This is a genomic window from Pseudoalteromonas rubra (genome assembly GCF_000238295.3).
Taxonomy (GTDB): domain Bacteria; phylum Pseudomonadota; class Gammaproteobacteria; order Enterobacterales; family Alteromonadaceae; genus Pseudoalteromonas; species Pseudoalteromonas rubra.
The window spans coordinates 1-25,324 of record NZ_AHCD03000028.1 but is presented as its reverse complement, the minus strand read 5'-3'; the positions used below and the strand labels follow the sequence as shown (position 1 = coordinate 25,324).

The window sequence follows — 25,324 nt, the reverse complement described above, 5'->3', positions numbered from 1 at the left end:
CTAACTGGGTCCGACTATGACAAGCAAACTGTTTGAAAATTATGCACTAAATGATCAAATTTCACTACAAAATCGTATTTTGATGGCGCCGCTTACCCGCTGTATGGCGGATGATAACTTGGTGCCAACTGATGCAATGGCCGACTATTATGCACGCCGGGCCGATGCAGGGCTTATTATCTCTGAAGCCACCATCATTCGTCCAGACGCTCAGGGTTATCCGAATACACCCGGCCTGTTTACGAGCGAGCAAATTGACGGATGGCGCAAAGTAACCGATGCGGTGCATGCCAAGGGTGGTAAGATTTTTGCACAGCTATGGCATACTGGTCGGGTCGCTCACCCGCACTTTTTTAATGGTGATAAAGTACTGGCACCCAGTGCCGAGAAAGTGGAAGGTACCGTGCCCCGAATGCGGGATCTGAGCTACATCACACCAACACCAGCCACACTTGATGACATCAAACAGCTCATTGCTGATTATTCGCAAGCCGCCAGCAATGCCATTGATGCCGGTTTTGATGGCATTGAAATTCACGCAGCCAACGGTTATCTGATAGACCAGTTTTTACATTATGAAAGTAACACACGTACTGATGAGTATGGTGGAACCCCTGAAAATATGAGTCGTTTTGCCCTGCAAGTTATCGACGCTATCGCAGATCGTATTGGTGCAGAGCGCACAGCCGTGCGTCTAACACCAGGCGCTTACTTCAATATGCAGGCTGATCCCCGTGACCGAACTGTCTTTGATTACCTGCTGGCTCAACTGGAGCAGCGTACTCTGGCATTTGTGCATATAGGTACTTTTGATGACGCCATGGAGTTTGACTTCCTGGGCGGACGGGTCTCTGATTACGTCAGAGCCAACTATAGTAAAACCCTGGTTGGCGTGGGCGGCTTTACCCCCCAATCAGGTGATCAAGCACTTCGTGACGACCGCTTTGACTTACTTGCAATTGGCAGACCTTTTATTGCCAACCCGGATTACGTTGAAAAAGTCAGACAGGGTGAGACGTTGACGCCCTATTCTGAAGACATGCTTGAGACCTTAGTATAAGCAACTTAAGACGAGGAAACAGATGCGGATGATCCCCTTCTGCTCTGTTTACCTTATTATGGTGATCACTGCTCAGTTTTTGCGGGGTTGGACGTAATCACGGGAAGCTGAGCAGCTTGCCAGTCACGGAAATCGCCACTGAGGTGCAACAGGCTAAAGCCCTGCTCAGCCAACGCTTGTTCAAAAATGGCAGCACGACGCCCGGAGCGACAATAAACCACCAGCGTTTCGGGTTTGAGTGTGTCCAATAAAGATTGATGCTGTGAGATCTGGTCAAATGGAATATTAATGGCCCCTTTGAGATGTCCTGCTTCGAACTCGGTTGCGCTTCTGACATCGACTATCATATGCGGCCGGGCTGACATCTGATTGCGCAGCAACGCTTGCTGACTAATGATATCGGTTGCTGCTTGTGCAACTATACAAAACACACTGAGCAAGGCAAAAATACTAATCCTTATCATATAACACTCTCTACTTCATAGACTTTCCAGTAGCTGAAAGCGTAGCAAAAAAGTACATTATTTACCTCAGGAATAATTAAACACCAGGAAGCGCGAAAAAAGGAATAGCAATCTTTCTTGATTTGAACTTACCTACAACAGGCACATCGCGCAAGATGGGAATTTTTCATGCTGAAATCTTACCATTTAATTTACAATTACTTAGTTATTTGATCTGGCTCATTGGTAAGACAACTAAGGCTATAGTCTAATACTCATCAGCTTGTTTTACTTCTATTACTAATGTCTTGAAGCTAGTGATCACTTGGTAGATCAATAGAAAGAAACATCAGAGCAAAACTTGAGCTTTTACTCTATTTTGCTATATTTTTTATCACCCCTGACAAGACAGTGCTTTAACCCCTTATAAGGGACATAACAAAAACAACGAATAAACAGATGAAAATTTGTCTTGGGAATTAAATATATCGGTTATTAATTCGTCACAATGACGGATGACAATAACGCCAGTTCGTAAACCTTTTCGGTTGTATAAAACCCAACCGGAAACGTGGCTTAGAAGTGCGATAGTTGAGCCGCCTTAAGTTCGGAAGAGCAATATGGAAAGCAAAAAAATCGCAGTCGTCACTGGTGCACTGGGTGGCATCGGTTCAGCTATCGTCAAAGAGCTGGTAAATGCAAACTGTTTTGTAGTGGCTGTTGCCAGCCCTCGACGTACCTCAGCGGATATTGACGCATGGCTCAATGAGCAGTCAATCAACCCTGCTGCCGTACATGGCATATTCCTGGATGTGACTGATCACCAGGCGTGCCAGGAACAGCTGGATGACGTAATCGACCAGTTTGGTCGCATTGATATTCTGGTTAACAATGCAGGCATCACACGGGATACCTCATTTAAAAAGATGACCCTGACGCAATGGCAGGAAGTTATCGACACCAACTTTAACTCTATGTTCAACATGACTCACCCGGTCTTTGCACACATGTGTGCAAACAAATCAGGCCGCATCATCAATATTTCCAGTGTGAACGGCCAAAAAGGTCAGTTTGGTCAGGCGAACTATTCGGCTGCCAAGGCCGGCATGATCGGCTTCAGCAAAGCGCTGGCTTACGAAGGCGCCCGCGCAGGCGTAACCGTAAACGTGGTTGCCCCTGGCTATACCGCTACCCCTATGGTTGAAAAAATGCGTGAAGATGTGCTTGAAAGCATCAAGGCACAAGTGCCGATGCAGCGCTTAGCCACGCCACTCGAAGTGGCTCAGTCGGTCGCTTACCTGGCGTCTGATCAGGCAGGCTATATCACAGGTGAAACGCTGGCGATTAACGGCGGACTTTATATGAACTAAGCGGCGTATATCAGGATTGAGCCTACGCTCTGAAGTACCTGGGCAGTAACGCTACCTATACGGACTTTTTTGATAAACAGGAAGCACACCATGTACAACGATCTAATGAAAACTTTTACTGAGCAAAGCGAGCAGTTTTTCTCTCCGGCAATCAAGTTCAACCAACTGGTTGCTAAAAACATTGAGCAACTGGCTCAAATCCAGCTTGATGCAACAGAGAGCTTCACTAAAACTTCTGTTGAGCAGCTTAAAACAGCCGCTGAAGTAAAAGATGTTAAATCTTTCATCGACTTCAACGCAAGCCAGCTCACTGCAATGAACAAGCTAAGCCAGCAAATGATCGACGATGGTCAGAAACTGACTCAACTTGGCAACGAGTTCAAAGAGCACCTTGACGCAATTTCTAAAGACAGTGTTAAAACCACTGCTAAAGCTTAATCGCTGTCGTCTGCCCCTGCCTGTTGCGGGGGCATTTTTTTAGCCTGTTTTTTGTAGTGGCTGATCCGCTATACCAAACACGACACAAGACACGTGCAATCAATTTGCCTATTAGGACACGAGTAATGGATACCGATAACACAGATCTTAATAAAACGCTGACGGCCTGGTGGCAGTACAATCAAGATCTCTACACTATATTCAGTAATAACCTGCTCAAAGAAAACCCCGTTCAACAAGCCCTGAACGAGCAAAGTGCCCGGGATTTTGGTGTCTGGTTGAACGAAATAGCGAAGCAGCCAGAAACCTTTGTTCAGCATCAGTTTGACTGGTGGCAGGAACAAATCAAAATCATGCAACAAACCTGGGGTCAGGGATTCGACACCGAACAACCTGATATCATTGAAGCTGAGCGCGGAGACCGCCGTTTCAAAGCCGAAGAATGGCGTGACAATCCCTGGTTTAATTACATTAAACAAAGCTATTTGCTGTTTGGTCAGTCTTTATTGTCGTCAATCCGTGAAACACCTGGGCTGGATGACAAACTCAAAGAGCGTCTGGAATTTTTTGCCCGCCAGGTAGTGAACTCTATTTCCCCCAGCAATTTTATTTCCACCAACCCTGAGCTGCTTAAGCTGACGTTAGATTCAAAAGGTGAAAACCTGATCAAAGGGCTGGACATGTTTAAAAAAGACCTGGCCAAAAGTGGTGACATGCTGCGGATCAGCATGACTGACGAGCACGCTTTTGAGCTGGGTAAAGACATCGCGACCACCCCGGGGCGCGTGGTATTCCAAAATCATTTATTCGAACTTATTCAGTATGATGCCACCACCAAAGACGTATTCAAAACGCCGCTGCTGATCGTGCCGCCTTATGTCAATAAATACTATATCCTGGATCTGAAACAACAGAACTCTCTGGTGAAATGGTCTGTTGATCAGGGCCATACCGTGTTTATGATTTCATGGAAAAACCCGGATGCCAGTATGGCTGATGTGGGTTTTGAAGACTACATCGTAGATGGGGTTATTGCGGCGCTGGATGCCATTGAAAAGCAAACCGGTGAAGCGTATGTCAATGCCGTGGGTTACTGCATTGCGGGTACTCTGGTCACCACAGCGATGGCATACTTTGTCTCGAAACGCATGAAGCACCGTATCAAGAGTGCCACCTTGTTAACGACCCTGTTGGATTTCTCGCAGCCTGGTGAGATTGGCGTATTTGTAAATGAGCCGACGATTTCTGCGCTGGAAAAATACAACCTGCAAAATGGTATCATGCATGGTCATTTGCTGGGTGTCTCATTCAGCATGCTGCGCGAAAACAGCCTTTACTGGAACTACTACGTTAATAACTACCTCAAAGGTGAGGCCCCCATGGATCTGGACCTGCTGTACTGGAACGGCGACAGCACCAACCTCACCGCAAAATGTCATAACTTTATGCTGCGCGATCTGTACCTGGAAAACCGCCTCGTACAACCTCGCGAAATTGAAGTCAGAGGCACTAAGATAGACCTCAGTAAAGTCAAACAGCCGGTGTATATGTTGTCCACACGAGATGACCATATCGCCCTGTGGCAAGCTACTTTCCAGGGTATTCAGCACACCAGCGCAAAAACCACGTTTGTATTGGGTGAATCAGGCCACATTGCCGGTGTGATAAACCCACCAGCCGCCGAAAAATATGGTTTCTGGTATGGCCCGGAAGCAACTGGCGAAGCCAATGCCTGGCTGGACAAGGCCAAGCATCAGAGTGGCTCATGGTGGCCACACTGGGGTAAATGGTTAAGCCAGTATACCGACGAGAAAGTGCCCAAGCGCGTCACCAGCAGCAAAACCAATCCAGGCATTTATGCTGCGCCCGGTGAATACGTTAAAGTTAAAATCTAACCGACTAAGAGGCTGCCAATTGGCAGCCTTTATTTTTGTCGGAGCAGCTCACTGTGTCTGGCTGACATCATATGTAAACCACTCAGCCTGACGGCCTGTTTGCTTAATCTTGGAAAATCCTGACGTAGCTTATAACTGTGATAAAGATTACTGAAAATACTGCTGCGAGAGAGCCTGTCCAGCTGACCCAGAAACACCTTTGCGCTGTCTGGCTGCCCTGCTGGCGCCTGCGCTCTGCAGCAGGTCTGATAGCGCTTTAGCAAACTCACCAAAGTCAGAGTCGGATCTTTTTGCCGCAATGTCAGATCTGCTTCTATAAAAAATGCCGCGCCACTCCAGTAAACACGCGCGTGAGCTCTGAGCCGCCACATATCCTCACTGACCCGAGCTAGTGGACCTGGTGTATCCCAGGTGGCCAATCGACCCCGCTCGAGGCCAGCCATGATCCGCTGTACGTACTCATCTGTGGTGATCACACCACCGTGCAGCATAATGACGTTTTGTAAATAGGTGGCAAGCCCTTCTGCTAACCAGAAGTCTGGATAATCAAGCAACGGATGATATAAGTGGGCCAGCTCATGATACAAGGTCCAGTCGCTGATCAGTTGCTGCTGCGTCGCGAAATAGCTGATATGCAACTCAATACCATCCACCTCCGAGCGGTTTACTGCTCCCCAGGGGACCGGCTCGCTGCTCAAATACACGTTTTGTAACTTCACTGGCAGATGAGATTGTGCCAAAGGGCCTAAAGTATGCTCGGTCGTTTTTAGCCCCTGACTCAGCCAACTCTTGACAATGGCTTGCTGCTTCGCATCCAGTACATGCAAATCCTGGTAAACCACTTCCGTGGCCCAGCTTTGCGAGCACAGTAATATCGCCACTATCAATCCACGCATCATGCCTCCTGTTAGCCTCTTTCTCTCACCATAACATACACAAGGTATTTGTCCTGTGCCGTGGTTAAGTGGACACCGGATATTTTTGTTTTATGGCCAGGCGCACTGATTAAGATCACCAGGAACACTTAGCCCTTCACCTGTGAGATTCAGGCCACGCCCCTTCAGTTAAACGCTCACTCGTAAAGAGCAAAATTTCTTGTTAGACACGCAAGTCGATTGTCCGTTTAATGCGCCCCATCACCAAAACTTATTGAAACCACTTTTACCTATTAAGGAACGTTAATGACAGATTTGATCTCTTCTGAGCAGGCACGTGAATGCTACAACGTGCGCCACTGGAGCCAGGGCTTCTTTGGTATCAATGATCAGGGAGAGGTAACCGCCATGCTAACAGTAGATAACCCGGGGCACGCCGTTACTTTGACACACATTGCCGCGCAGATTAAAGCGCAGGGCTATGGTTTACCGGCTTTAGTGAGGTTCCCGCAGATCCTTGAGCAACGCGTCAATGACATCTGTCAGGCGTTCAATACGGCAATATCAGACTACCAATACCCTAAAGACTATTTACTGGTGTATCCCATCAAAGTAAACCAGCAAAGAGAAGTGGTTGAAGGGCTGATCGCCAGTCAGGACGGGAAAGAGAAAAAACAGCTGGGCCTTGAAGCGGGCAGCAAAGCTGAACTATTGACCGTGCTGGCATTGAGCGAAAAAACCAGTGCGGTGATCGTGTGTAACGGCTACAAAGACCGTGAATACATTCGTCTGGCACTGATCGGCGAAAAGCTGGGCCACAGGGTATATATCGTACTGGAAAAGCGCTCCGAGCTGGATCTGGTACTGGCCGAGGCCAAAGCGCTGAATGTAACGCCAAGACTGGGCCTGCGTGTCCGTCTGGCTTCGCAGGGCAAAGGTAAGTGGCAGGCAAGCGGCGGTGAAAAGTCTAAATTTGGTTTGTCCGCTTCCCAGGTATTAACTGTGATTGAGCAGCTAAAACAAACAAATATGCTGAGTGCATTGCAACTGGTGCATTTTCACCTGGGGTCGCAAATGGCCAATATCCGGGATGTACGCCTGGGTGTGAGCGAAGCGGCGCGTTTTTACTGTGAGCTGCGCAGACTGGGCGCTAACCTGACCATACTGGATGTGGGCGGCGGCCTGGCGGTGGACTATGACGGTACACGCAGCCAGTCGCATAACTCTATGAACTACAGTCTGGCCGAGTACGCCAATAACGTGGTTTATACCATAGGTGATACCTGCCAGCAGTATAACCAGCCGATGCCGACGATTATTTCGGAGTCGGGCCGGGCACTAACGGCACACCATGCGGTACTGATCACCGATGTGGTAGGCACGGAGAGTTATCAGCCGGAACAGCTGACTGCGGTTACCAGCGATGCACCTCAGCTGCTGCGCAATATGTGGCGTTCATGGCAGGCACTGAGCGAGCAAAGCGACGACAGAGCACTGATTGAGCTCTATCACGACACGCAAGGCGACCTGGCGGAAGTGCACGGACAATTTGCCATGGGCATGCTGTCGCTGGAACAACGCGCCTGGGCTGAACAAGTAAATTTGCGTATTTGCTACGAATTGCAGCAAAGAATGGATAATAAAAACCGCTTTCACCGCCCGATCATTGATGAGCTGAGCACCAAGCTGGCTGACAAGTTCTTTGTGAACTTCTCCTTATTCCAGTCTTTGCCAGATGCCTGGGGTATAGATCAGGTATTTCCTGTGCTGCCGCTGAGCGGCCTGACACAGGCGCCCAAAAAGCGTGCGGTGCTGCTGGACATCACGTGTGACTCAGATGGGGCGGTGGATCATTATGTCGATGGTCAGGGCATTGAAAGCACCCTGCCTGTGCCTGAATACACCGCAGATGCCCCCTACTTGCTGGGCTTTTTCCTGGTCGGTGCCTATCAGGAGATCCTGGGCGACATGCACAACCTGTTTGGCGACACGCACAGTGTGGTGGCCAGGATTGATGCACGAGGTCAGCTACAAATGGACGACATCGATGCAGGCGACAGCGTGGCAGATATGATGCGTTACGTACACCTGGACGTAGCAGCATTTAAAGAGAATTTTATTGCCCAGGTCAGTACCCGACTGGACCACGCCGATCAGGCCATGTGTCTGGCCGAGCTGGCATCGGGCCTGGAAGGCTACACCTATCTGGAGGAGTGCTAAGTGACGCAGTTGTTCGACCATTGCGACCACTCGTTATACTCAAACGGCATGACGTTTTTACGTCAGCCCATGGTGCGCGACATCGTCCATATTGAGTCCGACGTGGTGGTACTGGGGTTGCCATTTGATTTGGCAACCTCGGGACGCCCTGGTGCCCGCCTGGGTCCGGATGCGATCCGTCGTGCGTCGGTTCACTTAGCCTGGGAAGGCAAACGCTATCCGTGGCAGTTTGCCTTATGGGATAAAATCAGCCTGCACGATGCTGGAGACTTTACTTATCCGGTCGGGGATCCGGAATACTTTACCGCGCAGCTGGAACTGGCGGCAGAGCGGATCCTCTATCAGGGTAAGGCCTTGCTAGGACTGGGCGGCGACCACTTCGTCACCCTGCCCTTGTTGCGGGCGCATCAAAAGATACATGGCAAAATGGCATTGGTGCATTTCGATGCTCATACCGACACCTACAGCCAAGGCTCACGCTATGACCATGGCACTATGTTCTTTCATGCTCCCAGAGAAGGGCTGATCTGCCCCAAGCACTCCATTCAGCTTGGGATCCGCACAGAGTTCGAGCAAAGCAATCATGGCTTTGCCGTCGTTGATGCGATGCGGGCTAATGATATGGATGCACAGACCATTGCCGAGCAGATCAAGGCCAGAGTCGGCAACCTGCCGGTCTATCTGACCTTTGATATCGACTGCCTGGACCCGGCATTTGCGCCCGGTACAGGCACGCCGGTCTGTGGTGGTCTCAGCAGCGACAAAGTGCTGAAGATCCTGCGCGCACTGCAGGGGATTAATATCGTTGATATGGATGTGGTGGAAGTGTCTCCCGCATATGACCAGAGCGAGCTGACGGCTATCGCCGCGGCCACCATCGCCTACGAATTGCTCCATTTATGGGCCATTCGCCACAAATAATTTAAAGCGCCTGCGGGCGCTTTTTTGTTGCTTTCAACACAAAGCTTCCGCGCAAAAAACGTCCCAAACCATGCCTTTTTCGTATCCTTTTTATTTACCATCACTGCTAATTTATTGCTGAGTGAAAGGCGGTTACTCTGGACACCGCCTTTTGCGGGGTGTAGAACGCTTTGTCACTCAGTGCTGTGCACTTAATTCAAGAACGCACGGTACTGTACAACGTACTGCAACAAAATGGATGACGTCTTTTTGGTCAATTGGAATGGTCAAACTTATGAAAACACCTACTAATGCAACCCTCACAGCCGGGGCTTTATCGCTCGGCCTAGCTCTTCCTTTGCTGGCAGCAACCAGCGATAACGCCAACTCAGGCGTGGGGATTAATCTTACCGGCATTAATTACTGGTCAAGTCAGTGGACCACGCTGGATGTCATGAAGCATGCTTCTAACGGCAGCGGTCAGCTATGGGCAACCAGTAATGCTCATACCTGGGAATACAACACCGGCGATCAAGCGTTGCTGGACCTGGACGAGCAAGGCTGGCCGCGATCTTTACCGGGCGACTCACCCGATGCGCCTTTTCACTATGTCACCACCATTATTTATCACGATAACCCGCACCACCCGGTTGGCGAGTTTGTGGTTTTATATGAGGGCGAAGGCGAGCTCTATTACTCGGGCCCCGAACTCATCAGCTCGGAACCCGGGCGCGATGTGGTACGTATGGCTGCAAACAGTTTCTTCCATTTGCAGATCCACGCCACCGACCCAGACAATACCGGCAACCACATCCGCAATATCCGTATTATTGCCCCGGGCGGTAGTTGCAGTGATGCCGCTACGGATTATGCCGCCAGTTCTGCAGACTGTGCTAACACTGAGCAATTTATCTCATTCGAGCACAGCTATCAGGAACGTCTATTCCATCCACTCTTTTTGGATGATATGCGCAAGTTCCGTACTTTGCGTTTTATGCAGCTGCTCAGCACCATAGACAACCCGGTTCAGCACTGGGCGCAGAGAAACCAGTACGATTACGCCAGCTGGGCACTCAATGGCGGCAGCCCCTATGAAGTGGCCATTGCCATGAGTAACAAGCTGGGTGCCGAGCCCTGGTACACGCTTCCGGTTCGGGTAGATGATGACTATATCCGCCAGTTTGCCCGGCTGCTGAAGGCGCAAAGCGAAGGCGACTCTGCCATTTATGTGGAGTTTGGTAACGAGCTGTGGAACAACGCCTGGCCGTATATTTTCGATGGTCTGTATCTGGAAGAGCAAGGTAAAGCCCTGTGGCCCGACACCAGCTACCACGACATTGAATATCGCATGAACTATTACGGACTGCGCAGCGCGCAGATGTGCGACATCATTAAGACTGAGTTTGCAGAGGATGCCGGCCGGATACAATGCGTAATGGGCGGCCAGACTGGAGTACCCTGGATAAGCGAGCAAGCACTGAACTGTCCCATCCATGCAGCGGGTGTAGGTCAACGCTGTGCTGATAACATGGATGTGCTGGCGGTGGGCAGTTACTTTGCCGGATACTTTGCCGATCAAAAATACCTGCCTATTTTACGAGACTGGGCCAGTAACGGCGCTGAAGGCCTGAATAACCTGTTCGAGGAAATGGAGTCAGGCGTGCTCTACGGCCTGACTTACAACCCCGATGAGCCGCCCTGGTGGCAGGCACCTGAGCATGGCGCACTGGCACAGGCCAGAGACAATATTCAGGGCAACCTGACACTGGCCCAGCAAGACGGCCTAATGCTGGCAGCTTATGAGGGCGGCCAGCACCTCACCTACGCTGGAGATATTCGTGATGGCCGCGATACCATTAGCGAGGCCTTATTCCTGAGCGCCAATCGCGACCCCCGCATGGCAGCAGCCTTTACCAGTCACCTGAGTGACTGGCGAAACTCCGGTGCGGGTTTATATGTGGTATTTGAAAGCATCGGCCGCTGGGATAGCTGGGGCGCATTTCCGCTTAAGGAATATCAGACTCAACCCCGTGAGCAGGCATATAAATTCGATGCCGTGCAGAGCTTTATTGAGCAGACGCCCTGTTGGTGGGCAAGATGTGAACAAAGCCTAAACGATGGGAACCGTGCAAATAGCCAACCTGCTGGTGACGTGCCAGTCAGCGTGCAACCTGCTCGCTAATACGATGCGGTTGCCAGCAGCTGCTGGCAACCTGTATTTGCTTAAGAATCTTTTTGTCACGGATTTCAGGCCGAAGCAAGGCTTCGAAGCCCTTACCAACGAACCAAAACAACGCCTTATCGGTTTGTTTGTCATCAATCTGACATTTTTTCAAATTTTTTACTAAAGAAGTCGCGCAGCCGGACGATACACTAATCATGGCAGGCAGTGACTATCTCTTCCATCGCTATGACTTTAAAAGCTTTATCAACTTATACCCCAAGATAGTGCTAATTGATACGGCTCGTTCCTGGTCTTTGGCTTTGAACGAGCAATCACCTTCTCATGTTAAATTAAATCCGTAAAACCTCACTTTCGGGCCTATTTCCAGACAACATAACGAAAATAATGCCAAAAACGCTGTTTTTTATACAAGAATACACGCTCCGAAACTGAGCTTACAGAAAAGAAAAAAGGCATATGCCAGTACATATGCCTTTATAAAAAGTTCTTATATTATTTTATGTTAAGCTTTACGCCAAGTGGTTTTACCGGCACTGTCTTCCAGTACCACACCCATTGCGGTCAAAGCATCACGGGCAGCATCGGCTGCGGCCCAGTCTTTGTCAGCGCGAGCGTTTTTGCGTTGCTCTATCAGGGCTTCGATTTTTGCCACTTCGTCTTCATCCTGGTCACCGTGTAAAAAGGCTTCCGGATCTTGCTGAGCAATACCCAGTACTTCCGCCAGTTTTACCAGGATAAAGGCGTGTTCACCCGCCGCTTTGGCATCTGAGTCTTTCAGCAGGTTCACTTCTTTGGCCAGTTCAAAAATCACCGGCAGCGCTTCTGGGGTGTTGAAGTCATCGTTCATCGCCGCTTCAAAACGTGCAACGAACGGGTTGCCTGCCAGTTCCGTTTCAACCAGTTCAACACCACGCAGTGCCGTGTAGATACGCTCTAATGATGAACGTGCCTGTTCGAGGTTTTCCTGTGAGTAGTTCAACTGACTGCGGTAGTGACCGTTGATCAGGAAATAACGCACAGTTTCGCGGTCATACGCTTTAAGCACTTCACGCACGGTAAAGAAGTTGCCCAGTGATTTAGACATCTTCTCTTTATTTACCTGCACCATACCAGTATGGATCCAGGTATTCACATAACACCCATTATTGGCACAGCATGACTGCGCGATTTCGTTTTCATGGTGTGGAAATTGTAAATCCGAGCCACCACCATGAATATCAAACAACTCACCCAGGTGCTTAGAACTCATTGCGCTACACTCAATGTGCCAGCCTGGACGTCCCTCACCCCAGGGTGATGTCCAGCTAGGCTCGCCGGCTTTGGCTTTTTTCCACAATACAAAGTCAAGTGGATCATCTTTGCCTTCAGCCACTTCAACGCGCGCGCCCGCCTGAAGCATATCCAGATCTTGCTGAGACAGCTTGCCATAGTCTTCGAAGGTAGAAACATCGAACAGCACATCGCCATTACTGGCGACATAGGCATGACCCTTTTCAATCAGGCGCTCAATCATTTCGATGATCTCGTCCATATGACCGGTGACTGTCGGCTCAATGTCTGCTGGCAGAATATTGAGCGCCTCGAAGTCTTCGTGCATGGCCTTGGTCATACGTACGGTCAGTGCATTGATCTCTTCGTTGTTTTCTGCGGCACGTTTAATGATTTTATCGTCCACGTCCGTGATATTACGTACATACGTTACTTCGTAGCCTAAATGGCGTAGGTAGCGATTCATGACGTCAAAAGAGACATAAGTACGGGCGTGGCCTACATGGCAGAAGTCATAGATAGTGATACCACACACGTACATGCCTACTTTGCCTTCCACAATCGGTTTAAACTCAGTCTTTTGACGTGTCAGTGTATCGTAGATCTGCAACATGTAGCTTTATTCCTAAAATTTATCCAAATTCCCTGCAATCATATCACTTGCACCGCTCTGGCTCTATAAAAAATCCTGCGCTCAGTGGATGAAAAAGTAACAGTTAGTTGACAATTTCGCCGCTCGACCACTGTGGGACTTTGTAGTTATCAATTTGTGCTATAAAATAGGCTCCTAATATGAAACATGTAAATCAAGGACCTGTTATGGTTGTTTTACAAACAAACTTTGGCGATATCAAAATCAATCTGTTTGCTGACAAAGCGCCGGCAACGGTTGAGAACTTCTTAAAGTACGTTGAGTCTGGTTTTTACAACGGCACTATCTTCCACCGTGTTATTGATGGCTTTATGGTTCAGGGCGGCGGTTTCGAGCCTGGCATGAACCAAAAAGAAGTCGGTGCGCCGGTTAAAAACGAAGCCAATAATGGCGTTGCCAATAAAACAGGCACGCTGGCAATGGCACGTACACCAGATCCACACTCTGCAACAGCTCAGTTCTTTATCAATGTGAACGACAATGACTTTTTGAACTTCAGCAGTGAAACGGCACAAGGCTGGGGTTACTGTGTGTTCGGTGAAGTTGCTGAAGGCATGGACATCGTGAACAAGATTAAAGACGTCGCGACTGGCTCTGCGGGCTTCCATCAGGATGTACCACTGGAAGATGTTGTGATTGAAAAAGCATTCGTTGCTGAGTAAACGACTGCTTTTACAGCTTGAGAGGGATGTATCACGCATACCTCCCTCTTCTCCTTTCCTGCCCTAGCCTGAAGTTGTCTCCATGCGCAAAAGCTACTTTATTTCTGATCTGCATTTAACCGAGCACCGCCCTGACATCACTGCCGCCTTTTATCGTTTTCTCAGTAAACATATGCAGGATGACGTCGATGCCTTGTACATTTTAGGTGACTTTTTCGAGGTCTGGATTGGCGATGACGAAGGCAATCCGCTGGCACTGGAGATTGCAACTAAGCTGCGCGCCATTTCCGAGCGTGGTATTAAATTGTTCTTTATCCATGGCAACCGGGACTTCCTGGTGGGTCAGCACTACGCCAAACTGTGCGGCATGACGTTACTACCAGAGCAAACTGTGATTGACCTGTACGGCACTCCGACCATCATTTTACACGGTGATGAAATGTGTACACAGGACGAGGTGTATCAGAAATTTCGTAAAAAAAGCCGTGGCTGGTGGTGGCCGAGACTAATGCTGTCTATGCCCTTATGGTATCGTCGCCGGGTGGCACGCAATGCCAGAGAGAAAAGCAAACAAAGCCAGATGGGGAAAGCGCCGGAAATTTTAGATGTGACCGAGGAAGCCGTACTGGCCATGTTTGCACGCTACAAAGTCAGCAACATGATCCATGGCCACACACACAGGCCTGATGTCCATCATTATACTGACCAGACCCGCACGGTGTTAGGTGACTGGTATAGTCAAAGCTCTTATCTGGTGGCGACTGAGCAAGGTCAGACCCTCACTCAGCATCCTTTTTCAGACTAGCTCACGCAACCAGTTGTGGCGCACCACTGTGGAATTTAAAGTCGCTGTCTGGCGTTAAGATCAGCGCGTTTTCGATCTCTTTAAATTCACCCACGCGTGCCGCAATATCGAATCGCTGTGGATCCGTGGCGTCGGCAACTTGCTGTGCCAATTCCAGATAGTCCTGATAATGCCGTGCTTCTGAGCGCAGCAGCGACACATAAAAGCGTCCGATATCCGGCTCCAGATACGGGGCCAGTTTGGCAAACCGCTCACAGGAGCGCGCTTCGATAAAAGCCCCGATGATCAGTTTGTCAATCAATGCAGCGGGTTCAAACGTACGCACATGCTTGATCATCCCGGATGCATAACGGGATGCGTTGAGGCTCTGGACCCGCAACCCTTTCTCGTTAATGATATCCAGCACCTGCTCAAAGTGATGCAGTTCTTCTTTGATGAGTCGCACCATTTTATCCAGTATATCCTGATTGTAGGCATACTCGGGTTTAGCGGTTAAGCTACCAATGAGCTCATTCTTACTGGCACTAAACTGGCCATCGCCAATTTTACGATAGACAAAGTCTTCATAAGGCTTGATCCAGCCCAGTAAAGTCTGCGCAGAGGCGTTATCTACGGCATATTTACGGATTAAAAAAGCGGCGCTTTGTGCGGCTTTCAGCTCACAGTGCATGTGATCAACCAGCAAGGCTTGAAGATGTGCTGGTTTTTTCGCTTCGTCTATCCAGCTGTCGGGCGTTTCACATCCCAGAAACTGATAAATGGGTGCCAGCAGATCGGCATACTTCTCTAACATGTCTCAGATAATCATTCGCAAAAAATTGCCTTTATTCTACCACAAGCGTGCCAAGGGACACTATGAGAGCCTGCGAGTTAACATAAGTTTGTGCCAGATCAAAGACGCTGGGATTTCAGATTTGTTTCTTGACAAAAATTAACCAATCTTTCATAACTAAAGTGATGTTGTATAAATTTCATACTCACAGGCGTCGCCAGTGACCCCGTTTTTATGGTGATTACGCAGATTAGCCGCATCCGCTCATGATGTTACTAAGCTGTTATAAAAGACAAGGATTGCACCCGTGATCACCGGGCAACTTAGGCACGTCGGACAACAATCTTTTTTGAGGGGCTCGTTATGATTTTAAATCATCTGTGGGGCTTATATGCCCACCCAATTGAAGAGTGGCAAACCATAGACAACCGCCACGAAAGCGCTACCTACAGTCTATCTCACATTGCCTTGATTGCCCTGATCCCAAGTTTAATGGGCTATTATTCTTCCGTTTATCTTGGCTGGAAAATAGGCACCGGGGATGATGTTTTCCTCACCCATAACAGTGCCGTATTGATTGGCATTGCGATGTATTTTGCTCTGATCATTGGCGTATTCGCACTGTCTTATCTGGCACACTGGATGGCCGTCACTTTCGGCGCTAAACCAACCTACACACAAACGCTGGAACTGTCGGCGTACACTGCGACTCCCGTGTTTATGTCGGCCTTTGCCGCCTTTTATCCTGAGTTGTGGTTTGTGGTCTCGGTGGGCCTGGCAGCACTTGCCTACTCGGTCTATCTGCTCTACACAGGTGTGCCCATTCTGATGCACATACCGGAAGAGCGTGGCTTTATCTATGCCAGCTCAGTGGTGACCTGTGGCCTGGTTTTATTGGTGATAATTCTGGCTGCAACCGCGATATTGTGGACGAATGGCATAATCAGTCCTACATTTACCTAGGGAGCGCGCTTATGCCCCACTGAGGTGCATAGGTCAGCTCGCTTCCTTTGCTTTTATCCTATAGAAATCTAACAAAAAGGGCCGCAATAGCGGCCCTTTTTTTAAACGAACGAGACAAGATTATTCGCCTTCACCCGTTTCCTGATTATGCAGTTCCAGACTGGCCGACATCGCTTTTTCACGTGTCGATTTTGCTGAGTCATTACGCAGTGCATCAATGCGGTTCAGGTAATCCTGATTAACGTCACCGGTGATGTACTGGCCGTCAAACACCGAGGTTTCAAAGCGTGTGATATCTGGATTCTCAAGCGCAACCGCATCTTTCAGATCCGCAATAGACTGATAGATCAGGCCGTCTGAGCCGATACTGGCATTGATATCTTCCACGTCGCGGCCGTGCGCGATGAGTTCCGCAGCCGATGGCATGTCGATGCCATAGACATTCGGGAAACGTACTTCGGGGGCAGCCGATGCAAAGTACACATTTTTAGCGCCTGCATCACGTGCCATTTCAACGATCTGCGCGGATGTGGTACCACGTACGATAGAGTCATCCACCAGCAGTACATTTTTACCAGCAAATTCTCTGTCAATGGCATTAAGCTTACGACGTACCGACTTCTTCCGTTGCTCCTGACCTGGCATGATGAAAGTACGGCCTATGTAGCGGTTTTTCACAAAGCCCTGACGATAAGGCAAGTCCAGTACAGACGCGATTTCCAGTGCGATATCACAAGATGTTTCTGGGATAGGAATGACAACATCAATGTCTTTATCTGCCCACTCACGCTTAATTTTTTCACCCAGCTTAGTACCCATGTTGACGCGAGTCGCGTAAACCGACATGTTGTCGATGTTCGAATCCGGACGTGCAAAGTAAACAAACTCAAAAATACACGGCGCGTGCATGGTTTTGTCAGCACAGATCTGCGAGTAGAACTGACCGTCTTCAGTCACATAGATGGCTTCACCCGGCGCAACGTCACGAACAAATTCAAACCCGTCGATAGACAAGGCCACACTTTCAGATGCGAACATGTATTCAACACCACGTTCCGTTTCGCGCTTACCGAATACCAGTGGACGAATGCCGTGCGGGTCACGAAAAGCCAGAATACCATGACCAATGATCATCGCGATGGTCGCGTAACCACCAGATGCCTGTTGGTTAACTTCGCTGATGGCGTTAAACATATCCGCCGCATCCAGCTTCATTTTATCGTTACGACCTAACTCATAAGCCAGGATGTTCAGCAGCACTTCAGAGTCAGACGTTGTATTAACGTGACGACGTGCTTTAGTGAACAAACGCTCTTTTAGCTCTTCTGCATTGGTTAAATTACCGTTATGCGCCATCGCGATACCAAACGGTGAATTCACATAGAAAGGCTGAGCTTCTGCCGAACTGGAAGAGCCCGCAGTAGGATAACGCACATGCCCTATGCCGATGTTACCCTGCAGACGCTTCATATGACGGGTATGAAACACGTCTTTTACCAGGCCATTGGCCTTGCGCAAGCTGAACGTATTGTTGTCAATGGTAATGATGCCGGCTGCATCTTGGCCACGGTGTTGCAAAACAGTTAAGCCGTCATAAATCGCCTGATTAACAGGAGATGTTCCGACTATCCCAACGATACCACACATTAAAAATTTCCTCGCCGATTAACGGTTTGCTGAATTCAAAAAGCTTGAGTTATGTTCTAGATAGGAAAAAAACCATTCTATTACAAAGCCAAATTCAGGGATTACTTGGGATGCCTGCCACCACGATGTATCGGGGGCTTTGGTGAAGGCATCCAGAAAAAACAACGTGGCGCTAACGACCAGCACGCCCCGCATCGCACCGAACACAATGCCAACCAGGCGATCGGTACCAGACAAGCCCGTACGCTGTACGAGTTCACCTAAGATATAATTGACAAACCCACCTAACACAAGTGTCGCAATGAAAAGTATGGCGATTGCGGCGGCATTTCTTAAAAGGGGTTCTGAAATGAAGGTCAGGAAGGTTGCAAGATATTGGTAGAATAAACTGGATATGAAAAAGGCACCGATCCAAACCACGAGTGACATGGTTTCTTTTACAAAACCTCTCATCAGGCCAAACACTGTCGAAATACCGACAATTGCAAAGATGGCGTAATCAACCCAGATCATATAAACCAATAAGTCGTTAATTTGGGGCGCATTCTATAAGACACGCCCATCAATTACCAGATCATTTTACCACGGTAAATTGAGTCAGGCGGCCGTTTAACTTAGTTAATTTCTTTAATTCTGGGAGCTTAGCTTCGAGTTTTGCTTTATTTAAATCTGGTCCGACAAACACTTTAGTTAAGGTCCCATTGGGCGTTTTCACCGGACGGGTAAAGGTCTTGAATCCATTTTGGGTAAGCTTTTTCGTCAGCGCGTCGACATTGGACTTATGTGAGAAGCTACCGAGCTGGATCACGTAGGCCATTTGCGTAAAGTTAGAAGATTCAGGGCGCGTTAACGGCTCGCTCTTTACTTCCGGTGTGGCTGTTGGTGCCGGACTTGATTCAGCTGCTGGTGCAGTTGGCTCAGGCTGCACAGTGCCTTCACTCACTGCTGTGGTTTGATCCACCTCAGGAAGGTCTGTATGCACAGTTTCGGACACTTCCTCACTCGATTCAGACAAAGATAAATCAGTACTCAACTTGGCATCATCCGCTTTGATGTCTTCAACTGTTTCTGCCATCGGCTCAGTGGCCAGTGATGCACGTTCATCGATCCGTGTTTTTAATTCTATGGTTGAGAACTCAGGACGTTCCGGGATAGGCTTAAACCCCTCCTTATAATGGACCTTTTCGCCATCCAGAATATTGGGTATAAACACCACCGCTGCAATCACAACAATGCAGGTGCCGACCAGTCGGTTAATAAATCCTGAGTTCACAACTATTGCTCTCTACTGTTCAAAGTACTGCATGGCCGCGGCCACAGTCACAAATGAGCCAAATATGATCAGTGCCGTGTCCTGGTGTTGCTGAGGAAGCAGACTTTGCAGGGCCGAGTCGACACTCGGGAATACCTGACTGTGCTCACAGTGCGCTGCAGGCAACAAGGTGAGTAGTTGCTCAGCATGCTCGCCACGGGGGCCTTCCAAAGACGCACAGCTCCATTTTTCAACCACATCTGACAGGGCATCAATCACGCTCGCTTTATCCTTATCAGCAAGCATAGCGACTAAGGCATGAATTTTAAAGCCCTGATTTTTCAAACGCATTAATTGCGTTCTCAGGTAACGGGCCGATTCCGGGTTATGTGCCACATCGGTGTAAATCAATGGCTGCTGGCTAAGCTGCATAAACCGCCCTTCGACTTGTAACTCAGCCAGTGTTTGCTTTACCAGCTCGGCATCGGGCAATAAATTCAGCCTGGCAAGGACGGTTAATGCCGTTGCCACGTTTTGTGCAGGGATGGCAGGCTGAGCCAGTGTCAGGTCGTACTCACCATATTGCCAGCGCAACCCATCGGGCAAGGGCGTAAAGTGGAAATCGCGTTTTGACAGAATAAGTTCAGCGTTAATTTCCTCACCATAGTCCGTCACCGTATGCGGAATCTCCAGGTCGCCTACAATTGCAGGTGTGTCTGTGCGGAAAATACCCGCTTTGTCATAGCCCACGAGCTCACGTGTATCACCCAGATACTCCTTGTGATCGAGATCGATGGTGGTGATCACACTGGCATAAGGTGTAACAATATTGGTGGCATCAAAACGCCCACCAAGACCAACCTCAAGGAGCACGTAATCCACCGCGTGCTGCTTAAACAGCCATAATGCTCCCAATGTGCCGTACTCAAAGAACGTCAGCTCAACCTCTCCACGGCCCTGATCCAATGCATAGAAGGCGTCAACATGTGACTGATCAGGTAAAGTTTTACCATTGATCCGTACGCGCTCGTTATAGTGGATTAAATGTGGGGAGGCATACGTACCAACACTGTAACCTTGTGCCAGCAACATGGCTTCCAGGCAACGAGCCGTTGTGCCCTTGCCATTAGTGCCACCAATAAGAATGATTTTACTGCTGCTGTTGAGCAGATCGATATTGTTGGCAGCCTGCGCTACGCGCTCCAGGCCCATTGCAATGTTGGCGGGATGTAATTGCTCTAAATAACAAAGCCAATCATTCAGGGTCGATGATTGGCTTGGTGTAGTCTTTGACATAGTGCGCTCAAATTAAAAAATTTACGCTACTCTATGCTCTTGTTCGGTAGAAGGCAAGTTCATGAACTTGGCCAGAATACGTGCCAGTGAGTCACGCATTTCACGACGGTCGATGATCATGTCAACTGCACCGTGCTCCAGCAGGAATTCACTGCGCTGGAAACCTTCAGGTAAGGTTTCACGTACCGTCTGCTCGATAACGCGTGGACCCGCAAAACCGATCAGCGCTTTAGGCTCAGCCACATTGATGTCGCCCAGCATGGCCAGTGACGCGGAAACACCACCCATGGTTGGGTCTGTCATCACTGAAATAAACGGTAAGCCACGCTCACTCATCTTAGCCAAAGCTGCGCTGGTTTTAGCCATCTGCATCAATGACATCAGGGCTTCCTGCATACGTGCACCACCTGACGCTGAAAAACAAACCAGCGGCATATTGTGCTCAAGACACTCGTTCACAGCGTCGACGAAGCGCGCACCAACGACAGAGGCCATTGATCCACCCATAAATGAAAACTCAAACGCAACGGCAGCTACCGGGATACCTTTCAGGGTACCTTTCATGGCAACCAGGGCATCTTTCTCGCCACTTACTTTTTGTGCCGCAGTGATACGATCTGAGTACTTTTTCGAATCTTTAAACTTGAGTACGTCCTTTGGCTCGTGCTGCGTACCCAGCTCGACGCGACCACCATCGTCCAGGAAGCTTTCCAGACGCTTACGTGCGCTGATCCGCATGTGATGATCACACTTAGGACAAACGTGTAATGACTTTTCCAACTCAGCTTTGTACAGGATTGAATCGCAGTCTGTACATTTTGCCCAAACGCCTTCAGGGATCTCTTTTTTGCCCGTCGATTTAGCCGTTTTAGGTAAGATTTTTTCTAACCAACTCATTTGCAACTCTCTTAGTGCTCAATCTGTGTCGCTCTCTGCAAATAGCAGACATATTTTCTCAATTAAAACATGATTAAGACATCAGTGATATAAAAAACTGGTCTTAGTTGTATCAAATGATTAAGACGCTCGCGCTCAGTTTTGCTTTAGTCATTATTCAACTAATTTAGCGGATAGTCACTTCTGGTAAGAACAACGGTCCGGCAGGTGTTGACGGGATCTGCCAGCGCTCAGGATAATCCACATCGACCAGATACAAGCCATTCGGTTTCGCAGTCGCACTGGCCTGAGTACGGTCTTTAATACGCAATAACTCAGCCATCCACTCTGGCGGGTATTTGCCCACCCCGATATCCATCAAACATCCCGTGATGTTGCGCACCATGTGATGCAAAAATGCATTGGCTTTAACATCAATAACAATGTAATCGCCAAACCGGTCGACCTGTAAATGATGGATATTGCGACACGGCGAATTTGACTGGCAATGGACTGCCCGAAAAGAAGAGAAATCATGCTCGCCAATCATCACCGGACAAGCGGCCTGCATCAGCTCTGCATCCAGCGGATGATAGTAATGGGTCACGCCGCTGCGTAAAATGCCCGGACGATTGACACTATTGTAAATCACGTAGCGGTAGCGTCTTGCCGTTGCACTAAAGCGAGCACTGAACTCGTCATGGACGGGTGTGGCATAGCGCACGGCAATGTCGTCAGGCAGCTGAGAGTTCACACCGAGTGTGAATGCTTTCATATCCCTGTCAGCGTGGGTATCGAAATGGATGACCTGACCGGTGGCATGCACACCCGCATCTGTTCGTCCGGCACAGACCACGTCAACCTTGTGATTACAAATGTTAGACAGGGCTGTCTCCAGCTCCTCCTGAACACTATTTACATTACACTGACGTTGCCAGCCACTGTAATTACCGCCATTGTATTCAATCCCCAAAGCTACACGCATAAACTACTCAAACTCTCATTTCGAACTTAGCCGCGCATTTTATGCGATCGCTGCCGATAATACCAATTTCATCGTACCACTCGTGGCTGACGGCTTATTTGATCTGCTTTTGGAGTGCCTGTGCTTCAGCCTGTACCGACTCTGGCCCATCAGCAAGAATTTCTTCAACGGCGTTTTGCGCCGAGTCAAAATCGCCAATTTCAATGTAGGCGCGAACCAGGTCGAGCTTGGCCGCATAGCCATCTTCTTCGAGGTCAACATCTGTGGCATTTTCACCAGCTAACAGCTCTTCAAAATCTCCCAATCCCACGTCCATATCCGGAGACTGATAGGGCTCTTCCTGCGCCGGCTCATCTTCGCTTTGCGAAAGCAAATCGTCTATCTCCAGGAAATCCCCTTCTGCCGTGTCGGTGTCAACAAGGTCGCTGTCAGCTGGTTCATCGATATTCTCAATTTCCAGATCCTGAGCCAGCTCTTCACTTAGTAACGCGTCAAAATCCAGCTCAGGTTCTTCTGACAAGGCCACTTCGGAGGTATCCGGCTCCGCAGATTCATCGAGTAAGGCACTGAAATCAGTGTCATTGAGCTCAGCAAGAAACTCATCTTCAATGGCCGCTTCGTCTATATTAATGTCAGGCTCTGGCGTTACTTCTGCGTCATCCTCGTCGGCCAGCTCCCCCAGTTCATCCAAAAATGCATCTGGCTCTTGGGCGAGTTCAGGCTCTTCAGACACTTCGGCTTCTTCTGGGTTGCTTTGCGCCAGTTCGGCCAAATCGTCATCCGTCAGCATCAGATCGGATAAGTCATCCTCCAGATCTTCAAGCTCCAGTTCCCCTTCAGGCTCCGACGCCATGGCGCTGAGTGCATCTTCTTCATTGAATTCAGGGAAGTCTTCGTCTTCCAGCGCATCATCCGCGAGCAACTCTTCTGGTGTTTCGGCTTCTTCTGAAGAGACCTCTTCAGCCTCTGGCTCCGCCTCCATCGCTTCTAGCGCATCGCCTTCTTCGAACGCGGGGAAGTCTTCGTCTTCCAGCACGTCATCCGCGAGCAACTCTTCTGCTGTTTCGACTTCTTCTGAAGATACTTCTTCAGCCTTTGGCTCCGTCTCCATCGCTTCAAGGGCGTCGCTCTCTTCGAATGCGGGGAAATCTTCGTCCGCCATCGCGTCATCCGCGAGCAACTCTTCTGCTGTTTCAACAGCTTCTGAAGGGACCTCTTCAGCCTCCAGCTCCGTCGCTGCTGGCTCCGCCTCCATCGCTTCTAGCGCATCGTCTTCTTCGAACGCGGGAAAGTCTTCGTCTTCCAGCGCGTCATCCGTTAGCAACTCTTCTGCTGTTTCGACTTCTTCTGAAGGGACCTCTTCAGCCTCTGGCTCTGCCGCTGCTGGCTCCGCCTCCATCGCTTCTAGCGCATCGTCTTCTTCGAACGCCGGGAAGTCTTCGTCTTCCAGCGCCTCATCCGCGAGCAACTCTTCTGGTGTTTCGGCTTCTTCTGAAGATACTTCTTCAGCCTCTGGCTCCACCGCTGCAGGCTCCGCCTCCATCGCTTCTAGCACATCGTCTTCTTCAAACGCGGGAAAGTCTTCGTCTTCCAGCGCGTCATCCGCCAGCAACTCTTCTGCTGTTTCGGCTTCTTCTGAAGGGACCTTTTCAGCCTCTGGCTCCACCGCTGCTGGCTCCGCCTCCATCGCTTCTAGCGCATCGTCTTCTTCGAATGCCGGGAATTCTTCGTCTTCCAGCGCATCATCCGCCAGCAACTCTTCTGGTGCTGCGATCTCTTCTGCGAGTGTCTCTTCTGCCGCAGCTGGCTCTGCTTCCATCGCTTCAAGGGCGTCGCTCTCTTCGAATGCCGGGAGGTCTTCATCCGCCATCACGTCATCCGCTAGCTCCGCTTGTTCTGCTTCGACTGCTTCTGAAGGGGCCTCTTCTGCCTCCGGCTCCGCCGCTGCTGGTTCAGCCTCCATTGCTTCGAGCGCTTCGTCTTCATCAAATGCCGGGAAGTCTTCATCTGCCAGCGCCTCATCCATTAAATCGTCATCCAGAGAGGTGTCTTCCTCTAGCTGCTCTGCGACTGGCTCTGCGCTCTGCTCAGTATCCCCTTCGAGCTCTATTTCAAAATCGGGCCCATCCAGATCATCAAAGTCACCACCGAAATCCAGTAAATCGTCACCCTCTTCATCAAGTCCATCATCCAGCAAGCCAGCGGCTTCATCTTGCTCCAGGCTTTGCGCGAGTGCTCTTTCCGTTTCACTGATTGCCGACTCAGGATCATCATCCAGGGAGAGCACATCTTCCTCTAATTCGTCCATCTGCAATTCAGGATAACTGCTCAGCTCTTCACTGGGCGTAACAGGATCAAGTTCAGCAAGCTCTTCATCTTCTGACAGATCTATGTCTTCGTCGGCGAGGGGGTCATCACCAAGGTCAATCTCAACATCGTTGTCCAGTGCGGTGTCAAAGTCATCCGTTTCAGCCTCGAGCGCTTCTAGTAGCTCATCGACATTTTGTAACTGAGGCGGCGCCTGAGTTTCAGCTTCTTCTGATGGGTGAACCAGCTCCTCGGCAAACTCATCGAGTAACTCATCTTCTGTTTCGGCTAATGCTGGCTCATCCAACTCTGCAACTGGCTCAGTGACCTCCAACTCTAGTTCAACAGAGCCCTCGGCCTTATCGTGCAATGACTGAAGATCTTCTTCCTCTTCAAGCATACCGTCCAAGTGGCCTGCACCAGTCAATGAACTAATCTCAGACTCTTCTTCT

22 protein-coding genes are annotated in these 25,324 nt (G+C 49.4%); 10 read left to right on the top strand and 12 right to left on the bottom strand.

The annotated features are described in order from the left end of the window. Positions 1-16: 16 nt before the first annotated feature. Positions 17-1,060: an alkene reductase gene (locus PRUB_RS06730; RefSeq protein WP_010382705.1), complete on the top strand. Its 1,044-nt coding sequence runs from the start codon at positions 17-19 to the stop codon at positions 1,058-1,060. 65 nt (positions 1,061-1,125) lie between these two features. On the opposite strand, the gene PRUB_RS06725 is transcribed toward PRUB_RS06730, so the two are convergent. Then, a complete protein-coding gene (locus PRUB_RS06725; protein WP_010382707.1) occupies positions 1,126-1,524 on the bottom strand; it encodes a rhodanese-like domain-containing protein in 399 nt (132 codons plus the stop codon). 599 nt (positions 1,525-2,123) lie between these two features. On the opposite strand from PRUB_RS06725, the gene PRUB_RS06720 reads away from it, so the two are divergent. From PRUB_RS06720 to phaC, 3 genes are all read left to right on the top strand, one after another. Then, positions 2,124-2,873: an SDR family oxidoreductase gene (locus PRUB_RS06720; RefSeq protein WP_010382709.1), complete on the top strand. Its 750-nt coding sequence runs from the start codon at positions 2,124-2,126 to the stop codon at positions 2,871-2,873. A 90-nt stretch (positions 2,874-2,963) separates the two neighbouring features. After that, a complete protein-coding gene (locus PRUB_RS06715; RefSeq protein ID WP_010382711.1) occupies positions 2,964-3,311 on the top strand; it encodes a phasin family protein in 348 nt (115 codons plus the stop codon). Positions 3,312-3,436: 125 nt separating this feature from the next. After that, complete coding sequence (phaC, locus tag PRUB_RS06710) at positions 3,437-5,206, top strand: class I poly(R)-hydroxyalkanoic acid synthase (RefSeq protein WP_010382713.1); 1,770 nt, start codon at positions 3,437-3,439, stop codon at positions 5,204-5,206. Between the two features lie 29 nt (positions 5,207-5,235). On the opposite strand, the gene PRUB_RS06705 is transcribed toward phaC, so the two are convergent. Next, positions 5,236-6,102, bottom strand: a complete 867-nt coding sequence (locus PRUB_RS06705; protein WP_010382714.1) for a M61 family metallopeptidase — start codon at positions 6,100-6,102, stop codon at positions 5,236-5,238. Between the two features lie 285 nt (positions 6,103-6,387). On the opposite strand from PRUB_RS06705, the gene speA reads away from it, so the two are divergent. The 3 genes from speA (at position 6,388) to PRUB_RS06690 (ending at position 11,383) form a co-directional block, all read left to right on the top strand. Further along, positions 6,388-8,301 carry a biosynthetic arginine decarboxylase gene (speA, locus tag PRUB_RS06700; protein ID WP_010382715.1) on the top strand — a complete coding sequence of 638 codons (1,914 nt, stop codon included), beginning with the start codon at positions 6,388-6,390 and terminating at the stop codon, positions 8,299-8,301. Then, the gene (gene speB / locus PRUB_RS06695; RefSeq protein WP_010382716.1) at positions 8,302-9,222 is read left to right on the top strand and encodes an agmatinase; all 921 of its coding nucleotides are present in this window, start codon (positions 8,302-8,304) and stop codon (positions 9,220-9,222) included. It begins immediately after the preceding gene. 274 nt (positions 9,223-9,496) lie between these two features. After that, entirely contained in the window at positions 9,497-11,383 is a 1,887-nt protein-coding gene (locus PRUB_RS06690; protein ID WP_010382717.1) for a hypothetical protein, read from the top strand. Here the strand turns inward: PRUB_RS06690 and PRUB_RS06685 are convergent. Together PRUB_RS06685 and cysS are read right to left on the bottom strand one after the other, a co-directional pair. Beyond that, the gene (locus PRUB_RS06685; RefSeq protein ID WP_155946437.1) at positions 11,361-11,537 is read right to left on the bottom strand and encodes a hypothetical protein; all 177 of its coding nucleotides are present in this window, start codon (positions 11,535-11,537) and stop codon (positions 11,361-11,363) included. The two genes, PRUB_RS06690 and PRUB_RS06685, sit on opposite strands and share 23 nt — an antisense overlap. A 351-nt stretch (positions 11,538-11,888) precedes the next feature. Next, the gene (cysS, locus tag PRUB_RS06680; protein WP_010382719.1) at positions 11,889-13,268 is read right to left on the bottom strand and encodes a cysteine--tRNA ligase; all 1,380 of its coding nucleotides are present in this window, start codon (positions 13,266-13,268) and stop codon (positions 11,889-11,891) included. A gap of 206 nt (positions 13,269-13,474) precedes the next feature. Here cysS and PRUB_RS06675 point away from each other — a divergent pair, with 206 nt between their 5' ends. Together PRUB_RS06675 and PRUB_RS06670 are read left to right on the top strand one after the other, a co-directional pair. Continuing rightward, complete coding sequence (locus PRUB_RS06675; RefSeq protein ID WP_010382721.1) at positions 13,475-13,969, top strand: peptidylprolyl isomerase; 495 nt, start codon at positions 13,475-13,477, stop codon at positions 13,967-13,969. A gap of 82 nt (positions 13,970-14,051) precedes the next feature. Next, a complete protein-coding gene (locus PRUB_RS06670; protein WP_010382723.1) occupies positions 14,052-14,774 on the top strand; it encodes a UDP-2,3-diacylglucosamine diphosphatase in 723 nt (240 codons plus the stop codon). Between the two features lies 1 nt (position 14,775). Here the strand turns inward: PRUB_RS06670 and miaE are convergent, their stop codons facing one another. Next, positions 14,776-15,567, bottom strand: coding sequence for a tRNA isopentenyl-2-thiomethyl-A-37 hydroxylase MiaE (gene miaE / locus PRUB_RS06665; RefSeq protein WP_010382724.1), 792 nt, complete (start codon positions 15,565-15,567; stop codon positions 14,776-14,778). 342 nt (positions 15,568-15,909) lie between these two features. Here miaE and PRUB_RS06660 point away from each other — a divergent pair, with 342 nt between their 5' ends. After that, a complete protein-coding gene (locus PRUB_RS06660) occupies positions 15,910-16,509 on the top strand; it encodes a Yip1 family protein (RefSeq protein WP_010382725.1) in 600 nt (199 codons plus the stop codon). Between the two features lie 120 nt (positions 16,510-16,629). Here PRUB_RS06660 and purF read toward each other — a convergent pair whose 3' ends face one another. From purF to PRUB_RS06625, 7 genes are all read right to left on the bottom strand, one after another. After that, the gene (purF, locus tag PRUB_RS06655; protein ID WP_010382726.1) at positions 16,630-18,156 is read right to left on the bottom strand and encodes an amidophosphoribosyltransferase; all 1,527 of its coding nucleotides are present in this window, start codon (positions 18,154-18,156) and stop codon (positions 16,630-16,632) included. An 18-nt stretch (positions 18,157-18,174) separates the two neighbouring features. Next, a complete protein-coding gene (locus PRUB_RS06650) occupies positions 18,175-18,669 on the bottom strand; it encodes a CvpA family protein (protein WP_010382727.1) in 495 nt (164 codons plus the stop codon). Positions 18,670-18,730: 61 nt separating this feature from the next. After that, the gene (locus tag PRUB_RS06645) at positions 18,731-19,429 is read right to left on the bottom strand and encodes an SPOR domain-containing protein (RefSeq protein ID WP_010382728.1); all 699 of its coding nucleotides are present in this window, start codon (positions 19,427-19,429) and stop codon (positions 18,731-18,733) included. 12 nt (positions 19,430-19,441) lie between these two features. Beyond that, the gene (gene folC, locus PRUB_RS06640) at positions 19,442-20,704 is read right to left on the bottom strand and encodes a bifunctional tetrahydrofolate synthase/dihydrofolate synthase (RefSeq protein WP_040645778.1); all 1,263 of its coding nucleotides are present in this window, start codon (positions 20,702-20,704) and stop codon (positions 19,442-19,444) included. Between the two features lie 21 nt (positions 20,705-20,725). Next, entirely contained in the window at positions 20,726-21,601 is an 876-nt protein-coding gene (gene accD, locus PRUB_RS06635; protein WP_010382732.1) for an acetyl-CoA carboxylase, carboxyltransferase subunit beta, read from the bottom strand. Positions 21,602-21,767: 166 nt separating this feature from the next. Continuing rightward, positions 21,768-22,565 (bottom strand): tRNA pseudouridine(38-40) synthase TruA, encoded by a 798-nt coding sequence (truA, locus tag PRUB_RS06630; protein WP_010382734.1) that lies wholly within the window; start codon positions 22,563-22,565, stop codon positions 21,768-21,770. A 94-nt stretch (positions 22,566-22,659) separates the two neighbouring features. Beyond that, the coding region (locus PRUB_RS06625) for a FimV/HubP family polar landmark protein (RefSeq protein WP_277925337.1) at positions 22,660-25,324 on the bottom strand (2,665 nt) is incomplete at its 5' end.